Here is an 11,961-nt window from a genome sequence, read left to right on the forward strand (position 1 = left end):
GGTGCAGCTTCTTCGGTAACACCCTAGTTCGCAGTCCCTATTCGATCAGGTGAATTTGAACGTTTCGTGAATGCCGGGTGTCAGATCGATACCAAAACAGTCCGAACCCGCACGGACGAGCCGCACCCGCACAAGCCGTCAAGGGGGTCGCTCCGCGTCGCGGGCGGCTGCCATACTTCGAGCAATGACTTCGCCAGATGCAATCGTGATCGGGTCCGGCCCGAACGGCCTCGCTGCCGCCGTGACCCTCGCCCGCGCCGGTGTCTCCGTGCGCGTTTATGAGCGCGAAGACACCATTGGCGGGGGTTCCAGGACCTCAGAGGTCACCCTGCCCGGTTTCCACCACGACATCTGTTCCGCCGTGCACCCGATGGCATACGCGTCCGAGTTCTTCCAGCGCTTCGGCCTCACCGACCGGCTCGATTTCGTCACTCCCGAGCTTGCTTACGGTCACCCGCTCGACGGCGGGCGCGCCGGCCTCGCCTGGCGTTCACTCGATCGCACAATTGATGGCCTCGGCGACGACGGCCGGGCGTGGCGGAATCTTTTCAAACCACTCGCCGACCATGCCGAATCCGTTGGGCAGTTCACGTCGACGTCGCTGTTCCGCGTGCCGAAGCATCCGATCACGCTCGCGAAATTCGGATTGCGTGCGCTCGAGCAGGGCAGCCCCCTGTGGAACGCCCGCTGGAAGAACGACGTCGCTCCGGCGATGCTCACCGGTGTTCTCGCACACGCGATCCGCCCGCTCCCCAGTTTTTCGTCCGCCGCAGCCGGCCTGGTTCTCGCGACGTACGCGCACGTCTACGGCTGGCCGATCCCGGTCGGCGGGAGCCAGGGCATCATCGACGTGATGGCGGCGGATGTCGTCGCCCACGGCGGTGAGATCATCACCGGTCACGAGGTCACGAGCCTGCGCGAACTGCCGCCGAGCCGCGCCGTGATGTTCAACACGAGCGCCCGCGGCCTCGAGCGCATCGCCGGCAACCGGCTCCCCGCGAGCTACGCCCGCGCCCTGTCCCGATTCAGTTACGGCAACGCCGTTGCGAAGGTCGACTTCGCCCTGTCCGGCCCAGTGCCGTGGGCAAACCCCGACCTCGCCGCCACCGCAACGCTCCACCTCGGCGGCACCCGCGCCGAGATCGCACAGGCCGAACACGACGTCGCCCAGGGCAAGCATCCGGAGAACCCGTACGTCCTCGTCTCACAACCGAGCACCTTCGACCCGAGCCGTGCTCCCGAGGGTAAGCACACGCTGTGGGCGTATACGCACGTACCGTCGGGCTCTACCCAGGACCGCACCGAGGCGATCACGCGCCAGATCGAGCGGTTCGCTCCGGGCTTCCGCGACGTCATCCTCGCGTCGGCGTCGAAGACCGCCGTCGAGTACGAGCGATACAACCCCAACTACATCGGTGGCGACATCTCGGCGGGCGATGTCGACATCCGCCAGCTTCTCGCCCGCCCGGTTGCATCACTCCAGCCGTGGCGCACGCCGCTCGACGGGGTCTACCTGTGCTCGTCATCGACTCCGCCGGGCCCGGGCGTGCACGGCCTGCCCGGCTGGAACGCCGCCCTTCTCGCCCTCAAGGATGTCTTCGGCATGACGACGGCCCCTTCGCTCGCTCCCGATTCCGTTCCGCAACCGTAGGAGAACCCATGTCCGTCAACTACCGGTTCATCGAGGCGACACCTGAAGAAGTCTTCGCCGTCCTCGCGAACGGCTGGCTCTATCCGAGCTGGGTCGTCGGCGCTTCCCGGATGCGCGACGTCGACGCGGCCTGGCCGGGCGAGGGCTCGTCACTCTTCCATTCCTTCGGCATCTGGCCGATGCTGATCAACGATTCCACCTCGGTGCTCGAGTGGGATCCACCACGGCACATGAAGGTCAAGGCGCGCGGCTGGCCAATCGGCGAAGCGCACGTCACCATCGACGTAAAACCCCGCAAAGACGGATGTGTCGTCCGCATTGGTGAGGACGCCGTGCGCGGACCCGGCCGGTTCATTCCCGCTCCGCTGCGGCAGTCGATGCTGCACGCACGCAACACCGAGACGCTGCGGCGCCTCGCCTACCTCGCCGAGGGCGGCGCAACCGCAAACTGAGGCCTGTCGACCCTCGAGTCGCCACAGGATGCTGCTCACTGCATCGGAAACCCTCAGTGTTTTCTTCCCGGAGCTCGCGAACAACGCTTTGAGAGCGCTTCGCAACCCCTTGTTTCGCCGGACACCTGCGGCTTAGCGTCCAATCGTGAGCAGATTGCCCGGTCGTGCCGGGTTTTTTGCGGAGCCGGACGGCAACCGTGTCGTTTGTCACTTGATTCTCTAAGGGGCACCTCGATGTACAGCAAAAAGAAGGGTCTACTCGCCGTCACCGCCGCGGCATCCGTTTTCGCTCTGACCGCGTGCGGAGGCGGCGGCGCAGCGCAGGGGGAAGGGGCCACGTTCAGCGACAGTCCCTCCGGCTCCCTGGCCGCGTGGGGATTCGACAACGCTGACGAAGTCGGCACCTCCCGTCTCGATTACGCCGAAGAGCAATTGAGCGACATCGAGATCGACATCGATCAGACCGCCTTCGACGCGCAGAAGTTCACGACGCGCGTCGCGAGCGGCAATGTGCCTGACATCGTGCAGATGGATCGTCAGTTCGTCGGAACCTATGCGGCGCAGGGCCTCATCGAACCTCTCGACGAGTGCTTCGCGGCACACGGTGTGGATCCAGATGAGCAGTACTACGAATCGGTCATGGACGACGTGGACTGGGACGGCAAGGTGTGGGCAGTTCCGCAGTTCTACCAGCCGCCGGCGATCATGCTCAACAAGCGCGTCATGGATGCCGCCGGAGTCACGAATGAGGACATCGACACGTCAAAGCCCGACGTTCTGCTGGAAGCGGTCGCCAAGATGTACAAGGAGAGCGGCGGAAACCCGAGCGTTCTCGGCTTCGACTCCGTGGGCGTCAACCAGGCCGGGCTGTGGATGCTCGGCTACGGCGGAAAACTGATGGATGACGAGGGCGTTCCCACCCTCGACGACCCGCAGAACGCCGAGGCTATCGACTACCTCAAGCAGCTGTTCGACGCACAGGGTGGGTACGCGAAGTACAGGAGCTTCACGGACTCGTTCGACGCGTTCGGTGACAACAACCCGTACGTCGCCGACCAGGTCGGCGCCCAGGTCAACGCGCAGTGGTACGTGAACGTGCTGACGCCGTACGTTGACCAGGTCGAGATCGAAGCGGTCCCGTTCCGGGACATGGAGGGTGAGCCCTTCACCGTCGCGAGCGGAACTGCGTTCGTGATTCCCGCCGGAGCCAAGAACGCGGATGCCGCGTGCGCGTGGGCGATCAACCTCACCTCCCAGGACGCGTGGATGGCGGCCGGAGAGGCTCGGGCCCAGACCATTGCGGACACCCCCGGTGCGATCAACACCGGTCTGTTCACCGGATCCCCGGCCGCCGACGAGGCGATCCGGAACGAGTTCGTGACGGAGAGCGGCAACGCTGGATTCGACCAGACCATTTCTACCTTCTACGACGTGGTCGGAGAGGGTGAGTCCTACGGGGCGTCGCCGGCGGGCCAGGAGATTCAGACGGAGCTGAAAAACGCGGTGACCTCAGCTCTTCTTGGGGACAAGTCGACGGAGGAGGCTCTCGCTGACGCCCAGGAGGCGGCGATGCGGGCATACGACGCAGCGATGGAGGGTCGCTAGGTTACGCCGAACGAGTAGAGGCGGGCGGTCCCATCCGGGGCCGTCCGCCTCTCTTTGGTGCGAGTGCCACCGCCCGCGTCAGCCCTTGCGACCCTGCGTCGCGACGCCCTCGATGAAGTAGCGCTGGCCGAACGCAAAGATCAGGAGCATCGGGATTGTGATGATCAGCGAGGCGACCATGACGTACTGGTAGTCACCGTGTCCGCCAGCGGTCGGGCTGTACTTGGTCATTGCATACGCGATACCGAGGGGAGCGGTGAAGTCTTCCACCTGCCCGGCGTTGAGGTAGATCAGGGCGGCCTGGAGGTTGTTCCAGCTCGCCTGGAACTCGAACACGAACACGATGATGAACGACGGGATCGACAGCGGCATCGCGATGCGCCGGAACAGTCCCCAGTAGCTCGCACCGTCGATGCGTGCCGCTTCGAACAGTTCTCGCGGCAGCCCGAGGAAGAACTGTCGCTGCAGGAAGATGTAGAACGCAGACCCGAAGAGGTTCGCGCCCCACAGTGGAGCCCACGTACCGATGAGGCCGAGCTCCTTCCAGACCAGGTACACCGGCAGCATGGTGACAGCACCGGGGAGCATCATCGTCGCGAGCACGAGCCCGAACAGCAGATTGCGGGCCGGGAATTTGAAGTACGCGAAACCGAACGCGACCACGGAACTTGACACAGCCACGGCGGTCGCAGCGAGCAGGGCGATCGCAATGCTATTGAACATCCAGCTGATCAGGGGGAGCTGGTCCCACACCTCGACGTAGTTCTCCGGCACAAGGGTCTGCGGCCACAGGGCGTTGTCGAAGACCTGTCCGCGTGGCTTGAGGCTCGCTGCTAACAGCCAGACGAACGGGTACATGAACAGAAGCGAAAACCCGATGAGGGCGAGCCAGAGAAAGACCTTGCCGATGACGCTCTTCGGCTTGTACCAGCGGTCGGGTTTGCGCGACGGCAGGTCCTTCCGGGGAGGAGGGCCGGTCACGGACTGCTCGCCGATCACCTGCCCCCGCAACTTGAGGGCCTCGGATGACGACTCGGTGACACTCATCGGTGACCATCTCCCTCGTAGTAAACGAACCGGTTTCCGAACCTCATCTGGATGAACGTGATCAGCATGATGATCATGAAGAGCAGCCACGCCATCGCCGCGGCGAAGCCGAAATTGAACTGACGGAACGCCTGCTGGAACAGGTACACCGCGTAGAACAGCGAAGACTCCGGCGATGAATTCGATTGATCTCGCCAGAACAGGAGGTATGCCTGATCAAATACCTGGAACGCGGCGATGGTCAGCACGATGACGTTGAAGAAGATCGCGCTCGAGATCATCGGTACGGTGATGTTGAAGAACTGCCGCACTGGCCCCGCCCCGTCGAGCGACGCCACCTCATACAGCTCACGCGGCACGTTCTTGAGTGCGGCGAGGAAGATCACCATCGTCCCGCTGACTGTCCACAGGGTCATGAGAACGATCGATGGTTTCACCCATGCGGGGTCGACGAGCCACTGTGGCCCCTCGATACCGAAGAATGAGAGCCCCTGGTTGATCGCACCGCTGTTGCCGTTCAACAACAAAAGAAAGACGGATGCCGTCGCGACGGTCGGCGTCATTTTCGGCAGGTAATAGACGGTGCGAAAGAATCCAGCACCCTTACCGACGCGGGCGAGCAGCATCGCGAGGAAGAGCGCAAAGGCGATCTCGAGCGGGACAGCCATGAGGGCGTAGACCAGGGTGTTGCCAAGCGAGAGCATCACCTTCGGATCTTCGAACAGTCGCTCGTAGTTGGCAAACCCGACCGGCGTCGCGGTGTTCCTCGCGAGGTTGTAGTTGCTGAATGAGATCACGAGACTGTAGATCATCGCGCCGAGCGTGAAGACGAGGAACCCGATCACCCATGGAGCGATGAACAGGTAGCCGGCGATCGCTTCGCGCTTGTTGTACTTCGCTGCGAACCCGGTCTTCTTCTTGTCCCTTTTCGTCTGCCTTCTGTCCTTCTTGGGCTGCGGCGCGGCTTCCGTTCCGCGCTGGGCCTGGGTCGTCATCGGGCACCGCGGGGCACGGTGCCCCGGTTATTGACGTCGTGATCATGCATCGCCATCCCCTTTGTGAGGTCCGCTGCTCTCTGGAAGCGGGGCCGAGGTGTGACATCAGTGCCACAGGGGGAATATAGAGCTGGGGGACAAGTGTCACAAGTCCATTGGCAAGCGTTGCTATCTGGCTATGATGCGGTTCTCCGGCCGCAGATTCCGGGGACCGACCTCGAGTCCGTCAGCCCTGGAAGTCTTCCGGGTCGACCTCGTCGAGGAATTTGCGGAAGTCCGCGACGCGCTCCTCCTCATCCGGGGCATCCGTCGCCTCGGCATCTGTGCCCGGGTTCTCCGTCACCGTGCTCTCCTCAGCGATGCCGGCTTCTGCGAGAACGTCGTCGTTCACCCAGATCGGCGCCTCGGTGCGCGCGGCGATGGCAATGGCGTCTGAGGGTCGGCAATCGAGAACCAGCGGGCCCTCCCGCGTGTGGAGCGTCAATTCGGCGTAGAAGGTGCCGTCGTCGATTCTCGTGACCTCGACGCGCTGCACACTCGCGCGGAGGGTTTCGATGAGCGTCTTCATCAGGTCGTGGGACAGCGGTCGTGGCGCCTCTGTCCGCTCGACCGCGATGAGGATGGATGTCGCCTCTTGCGCACCGATCCAGATCGGGAGAACGAGCCCGATCCCCGGGGCAGCGTCGATCGGTTTCAGCAGGATGAGGGGTTGCCCACGTGAGTCGAGCGCGACGCCGACGATGCGAACCTGGACCACGGCAACCTCCCCCTGAGGCGTTGAAATCCGAGCAAAACGGATCTGGTCTCCATCGTAAGCAGCTAAGCGAGCTCCTTCGCGAGAAAAACCGCTTCGGTTCTCGACGCGGCACCGACCTTGCGCAGGATCGCCGACACGTGCACGCTCACCGTCTTCGAGCTGATGAACAGCTGCTCACCGATTTGCCGATTGCTGAGCCCCTGGGCGAGCAACTCAAGGACCTGGCGTTCGCGGGCGGTCAGTTCCGTGGCATCCGTCGTCTGGCGAGCGGGGCTCTCGTCGAGCGAGATTCCGGCACGCGCTGCAACCGCCTCGGCTTCGATCCGGATCAGACCGGCGCCGAGCGACTCAGCCTGGGCGACCGCCTCGAGCAGTGAGGCCGCCGCCGCTGATCGGTCTCCCGATTCGGCTTGTGCGCGGCCGAGACGTGAGAGGACGTATGGCCCGAGGTGGGCAGGAGTGGCAGTATCGCGGGAGAGCAGATCGACGGCGACCTGCCACTGAACCGGATCGTTCCCCACACCATCGGGGCCGGAGAGTTCTGCGTCGACCAGGGCGGACCAGATGGGAGCGGTCGGCCAGAACATCAGGTCGCGCGTCATACTGCGGATGTGAGCTTCGGCGTCGCCCCCGTCGGGTTGCGCACCCGCTGCCCGCAGTTCCGCGAGCGCCCGCGCGGCCGTCGCGGCCAGCGGAAGGTCGTAGCCCACGTAGGGGCGGCGATTCGGTTCGAACAGAACGGCGACCTCGGTCCAGGCCTCGGCAGCGTCGTGCCGGGCGAGCGCGACCTCGGCGGCGGCGCGCGCAAACCCTAGCTTCACCTGCATCTCCACCCCGGCGAGCGCGAGGAACTCAGAGCGCAGGCCGCGCAGAACCTTCGACGCGGCGTCGACTTCACCACGCCAGGTCAGGAGAAAGAGGCGTGCGCGCTGAAGGTAAGCGTTGAAGGCCGGCGATGGCAGCAGAGTGAGTGCCCGATCGATCAGCCGGTCGGCGCGCTTCCAGTCGCCGAGGGCGAGGAGGGGATCGATGGCGTTCGACTGGAGCACGATGCCCGAACTGCGCTCCACGCCGAGCTCCTGCGCGCGGGCGATACCGACTTCGGCGATGGTGAGCGCCTCGGTGTAGTGGCCGAGAAGGTATTCGTGGTCTGACGTGTTGACGCGATAGCGCAGCATCGCGGTGGTGTCGCTCTCACCAAGGCGCCGTGCCTTCTCGCGGTACGCGAGTCCCTCGTCGAACTGCCCGGCGTTGATCTTCGACGCCCCAAGGATGTTGCACGCGATCGACGCGTGCCGGTCGGACCCGGCTGCCTCTGCCTCCGCCAGCGCGTCTTTCGCGACGTCCGCTGCCTCCTCGAACCGCGCTTCGATCATCAGGCGCGCGGCGAGACCACCGAGCATTCCGGCACGCAGTTCGGTCGCCGAGAGCGTCGTGCCCGCCAGACCGGACGTCCCGGCGAAACCGGTCGACCCCGGTGGCACGAGCTCGAGCCCCTCCTGGAGCAGCTCGATCGAGCCTGGTCTGCCGACGTTGCCGAGGTACATGGCCTTGTCGCGCAGAAGTCGCGCGTACCGGAGCGAATCCTCCCGCGGGCACTCCTCGAGGGCGAGGTTCACCATCGCCAGCGAGCGCTCCCCCTCGCCGGCGTTCCGAAGAGCGGATGCCGTCTGCGCGATCAGGTCGATTTTCTTGCGTTCCGCGACCTGCTCGGCATCCGGGATCTGATCCCAGAGTTCGAGCGCGCGCTCACCCATCTGAGCGACCGTTCCGTACGCGTACGTCGTTCTCGCTTCGATCATCGCGTCGAGCGTGGCCGGAAAAGCACGGACCAGGTCGTGGGCAGCGAGCCAGTGATAGGAGATCTCCGCAGCGAGGTCCCGTTCATCGGCATGAACCTCGAGAGCGTCGGCGAAGCGGGTGTGGAAGCGGGTCCGCTCGCCCGGTAGCAGGTCGGCGTGAATCGCTTCGCGCACGAGCGCGTGCCGGAACGCGTAACTCACGTCATCGGCGAGCAGGATGTTGGCGAGAACCGCCTCGCGGGCGGCCGCGTCGAGCTCAGCGGCGCTGCCTTCGTAGACGTGCACGAGTAAATCGTGCTCGACTCGCACACCGCCGGCCGAGAGCAGCCGCAGAAAGTGCTGGGTGGGTTCGCTCAGCCGCTCATACCTGGCGAGGAGGAGGTCGCGCAGGGTCCACGGCAGGTCGCCCTCACCGGACTGGCCGAACCCGACAAGCTCTTCGACGAAGAACGGGATGCCCTCGCTCCGGTTGAACACGCTGTCGAAGGCTTCGTCGTCGGGCATCGCCCCGAGAAGCTCGTGCACCTGCCGGTGTACGTCGGCCCGACTGAGCCGCTGGATGTCGATCCGCGCGACGCTGCGTGAGCGTTCGAGTTCGGAGATCAGTCCGCGAAGCGGGTGACCGCGGGGAACGTCTTCGGTACGGAAGCTCAAAACGACGAGGATCCGCCCACGCCCGAGTGCGCGAAGAAGGAACCGAAGCAGGTTGAGGGTGGCGCCATCTGCCCAGTGAAGGTCTTCGATCATCATGACGACCGGCGTCTGTTGCGACACCGTCTCGAGCACGACAGCGACGGTCTCGTGAAGGCGGTTGAGACCGGTGTTCGTGCGGTCGAATGCACCGCTCCCCAGTTCAGGAAGCAGCGCCGTGAGCGCATCACGACCCGGTCCGCCGGCGTCGAGGACGGCATCCGGACCGAGCTGGTCGACGAGACCCCTCAGGACTCCCTTGATCGGGTCGTACGGTGCCCCGACGTCGCCGAGATCGACGCACTGACCGCAGACGACGAGAGCGGAACGGGATGCCTCAGCCGCGAACTCGTCGAGCAGTCGCGTCTTTCCGATGCCCGCTTCACCCGACACGATGACGCCGTGGGGCAGGCCGAGCTGCGCGTCGGCGAGTGCCGAGCGCAACCGGGCGAGTTCGCCCTCGCGCCCGATCATCGATGGGCTCGCGACCGGGGACCTCATACCCTCATCGTTGCACGGCCCTCCGACAACGGTCGAGCGGGTTTCGGACGCAGTGCCTGCGTCTGGGCCCCACCTTTCATTCGATCGTGCTGCTTCGCTCACCGGTGGGCGGCGTGGACCTGTGAGCCGCCGGCCGCGTGAACGGTGCGCGATGGCATCCGTTCGCTGTGCGAACCGAACATTGCGGCGAGCCGTTCCCGCAGCGGCGCCCGGGTCGGGCCAGCCTCGGCCAGGCGCTCGTCGGCGATGCGGCGGTGCTCCAGGTCACGGAGGGTCTGCTCTTCGGTGTAGCGAATGAGCAGTTCAGTTCCGTATTCTCCGGAAATCTGCATGGTGTCCAACTCCTCGAGATTGATGATGTTTTCATCGTGTTCTCTAAGGAGGGGTCGCCAGATCGGGCGGATGCCCTATTTCTGCGGGTGCGTGCGGCTTAGGAGCGTCGGGGTACTGGGGCGGGCGACCTAAGACGCCTGGAGCTCAGGTGGGAGCAGGAATCCGTCGTCGATGAGGGCGCGCACGCGCGGCAGGAGTTCGGCGAGGAGCTCCTGGTAGTCGGCGTCGAGCAATTGGGCGATTGCGGCGACGACGGCGCCGATCGACAGATCGCCGTCGCACGCGCCGACGAGGGCGGCGAGGCCGGTGTCCATCCTCACCGTGCGGCCGAGGCCTCCGCCCTGCCGCAGCATCATCGCGGTCGGATGCTCCGCGCCCGGCCAGTAGTGCCGCTCTTCGGTGACATCGGCGGCGACCGAGACGTGTGCCAGCGTGAGATCTTCGTCGGAGAGCGCGGCTTGCCAGTCCCGGCCGGCGAGGGCTGAAGCGAGGTGGACGCCGAGCCCCGATTCGTTCGCGCCGAGAGAGCCGTGCATCCGTTCGAGCCGTCGGAGGGACGGGTCGCCGGCCAGCGGCATCCGCAGTGTGACGTAGCCGAACCCGACGGAGGTGACCCGGCGGGCGGCGAAGTCGTCGAGCCAGGCGGCGTACAGCCGGTCGAATTCGGGGGTGCCTGAGCGGGTGCCGCCGTCGCGGATCCAGGTTTCGGCGTATTCAGCCGGGTCCTGAACGTCACGTTCGATCACCCAGGCGTCGAGGCCCGTGCCGTCGATCCAGCCGCCGACGCGACGGAAGGCATCCTGACCGACCCGGTACTCCCAGTTGCCGAGCAGCTGCGCGACGCCGCCGGGGTGAAGGTGCGCGGCGGCACCGCGGATCACCGCTTCGACGAGCGCGTCACCCTCCATGCCGCCGTCGCGGTACTCGTACGCCGGAACACCCTCGGCACGCGGGGTGATGACGAACGGGGGATTCGAGACGATCTGGTCGAACCGCTCACCGCGCACCGGTTCGAACAGGTCGCCGTGGCGGAACTCGATGTTGTGAATGCCGTTCAGCTCGGCGTTGAGCCGCGCGAGAACGAGAGCGCGTTCCGAGATGTCGGTCGCGACGACGGATGCCGCGTGGCGCGCCGCGTGCATCGCCTGGATTCCGCAACCGGTTCCGAGGTCGAGAACCGTGCCGACCGGGGTCTGCATCATCAGTCCGCTGAGCGTCATCGACGCGCCGCCGACGCCCAGCACATGGTCTTCGCCGATCGGACGACCGAGGGCCAGCTCGCCGAGGTCGGATACGACCCACCAGCTGCCGGCACCGTGGGCGTCGACAAAGCTGTACGGGCGCAGGTCGAGCAGCGGAGTGGCCTGACCCTCATCGAGCCCAATGAGCTTCAGCTCCAGAGCGCCCTCCGTCGTGAGCGCCGGCAGTGCGGCGGCGAGTTCGGCGGCGGGCACCGGGAGTCCGAGCACGAAGAGCCGGGCAAGTGTTGCGGATGCCTCGACCCCGTTCTCCTCGCGGCGCCTGGCGAGCGCACGCAACGCCGGAATTCTCTCGTTGCGGTGCAGCGCGGCATCCGCTTCGTCACCCCACAGCCCGGTGATCGTTGTCACCGTGAATCGGGCAGAGTCGAGGTCGGATCGGAGGCGTTGCACCAGCTCAGAAGTCACCCGAACAGTCTGGCACCCCTCTGTCCAGCGTCGGGTGCCAGACTGGGCCCATCATGAAGACACTGTTGAACATCATCTGGGTCGTGCTGTCGGGGTTCTGGCTGTTCGTCGGCTACATGCTTGCCGCCGCGATCATGTGCATCCTGATCGTCACGATCCCGTGGGGCATCGCCGCCGCCCGCATCGGCGTGTACTCGCTGTGGCCGTTCGGCAAAGAGGTCGTCGACCGCCCCACCGCAGGTGTCGGCTCAGCGATCGGCAACGTCATCTGGGTTCTGCTCGCCGGCTGGTGGATCGCCCTCGGCCACGTCATCAGCGGCATTGCCCTCTGTGTCACGATCATCGGTATCCCGTTCGGCTGGGCCAACTTCAAGATGGTGCCCGTCGCGCTCCTCCCCCTCGGTAAGCAGATCGTCGACGGCTGACGGATGCCGCGGCGCACGCTGTCAGCGGCACCTGCG

Annotated in this window: 10 protein-coding genes; 4 read left to right on the plus strand and 6 right to left on the minus strand. The window is 65.4% G+C overall.

Annotated elements, in window-relative coordinates:
* The first annotated feature begins 184 nt into the window (after positions 1-184).
* The 3 genes from ACWA1Q_RS14785 (at position 185) to ACWA1Q_RS14795 (ending at position 3,708) form a co-directional block, all read left to right on the plus strand.
* A complete protein-coding gene (locus tag ACWA1Q_RS14785) occupies positions 185-1,651 on the plus strand; it encodes a phytoene desaturase family protein (protein ID WP_463758460.1) in 1,467 nt (488 codons plus the stop codon).
* An 8-nt stretch (positions 1,652-1,659) separates the two neighbouring features.
* Positions 1,660-2,103, plus strand: a complete 444-nt coding sequence (locus tag ACWA1Q_RS14790) for an SRPBCC family protein (RefSeq protein ID WP_463758462.1) — start codon at positions 1,660-1,662, stop codon at positions 2,101-2,103.
* Between the two features lie 234 nt (positions 2,104-2,337).
* On the plus strand, positions 2,338-3,708 hold the full coding sequence (locus ACWA1Q_RS14795) for an extracellular solute-binding protein (RefSeq protein WP_463758463.1): 1,371 nt from the start codon (positions 2,338-2,340) through the stop codon (positions 3,706-3,708).
* Positions 3,709-3,786: 78 nt separating this feature from the next.
* On the opposite strand, the gene ACWA1Q_RS14800 is transcribed toward ACWA1Q_RS14795, so the two are convergent.
* The 6 genes from ACWA1Q_RS14800 to ACWA1Q_RS14825 form a co-directional block, all read right to left on the minus strand.
* On the minus strand, positions 3,787-4,755 hold the full coding sequence (locus tag ACWA1Q_RS14800; protein WP_463758465.1) for a carbohydrate ABC transporter permease: 969 nt from the start codon (positions 4,753-4,755) through the stop codon (positions 3,787-3,789).
* Positions 4,752-5,750, minus strand: coding sequence for a carbohydrate ABC transporter permease (locus ACWA1Q_RS14805; RefSeq protein WP_463758466.1), 999 nt, complete (start codon positions 5,748-5,750; stop codon positions 4,752-4,754). Before ACWA1Q_RS14805 ends, ACWA1Q_RS14800 begins: the two co-directional genes overlap by 4 nt.
* 226 nt (positions 5,751-5,976) lie before the next feature.
* Positions 5,977-6,507, minus strand: coding sequence for a bifunctional nuclease family protein (locus ACWA1Q_RS14810; RefSeq protein ID WP_463758467.1), 531 nt, complete (start codon positions 6,505-6,507; stop codon positions 5,977-5,979).
* 62 nt (positions 6,508-6,569) lie between these two features.
* Positions 6,570-9,500, minus strand: coding sequence for a helix-turn-helix transcriptional regulator (locus ACWA1Q_RS14815; RefSeq protein ID WP_463758469.1), 2,931 nt, complete (start codon positions 9,498-9,500; stop codon positions 6,570-6,572).
* Between the two features lie 98 nt (positions 9,501-9,598).
* On the minus strand, positions 9,599-9,832 hold the full coding sequence (locus ACWA1Q_RS14820; protein WP_463758471.1) for a hypothetical protein: 234 nt from the start codon (positions 9,830-9,832) through the stop codon (positions 9,599-9,601).
* A 129-nt stretch (positions 9,833-9,961) separates the two neighbouring features.
* Positions 9,962-11,500, minus strand: coding sequence for a class I SAM-dependent methyltransferase (locus ACWA1Q_RS14825; protein WP_463758473.1), 1,539 nt, complete (start codon positions 11,498-11,500; stop codon positions 9,962-9,964).
* A 53-nt stretch (positions 11,501-11,553) separates the two neighbouring features.
* Between ACWA1Q_RS14825 and ACWA1Q_RS14830 the strand changes: the two genes are divergently transcribed.
* Positions 11,554-11,925: a YccF domain-containing protein gene (locus ACWA1Q_RS14830; RefSeq protein ID WP_463758475.1), complete on the plus strand. Its 372-nt coding sequence runs from the start codon at positions 11,554-11,556 to the stop codon at positions 11,923-11,925.
* Positions 11,926-11,961 lie beyond the last annotated feature (36 nt).

This window comes from Mycetocola sp. TRD_SC_2 (assembly GCF_055361225.1).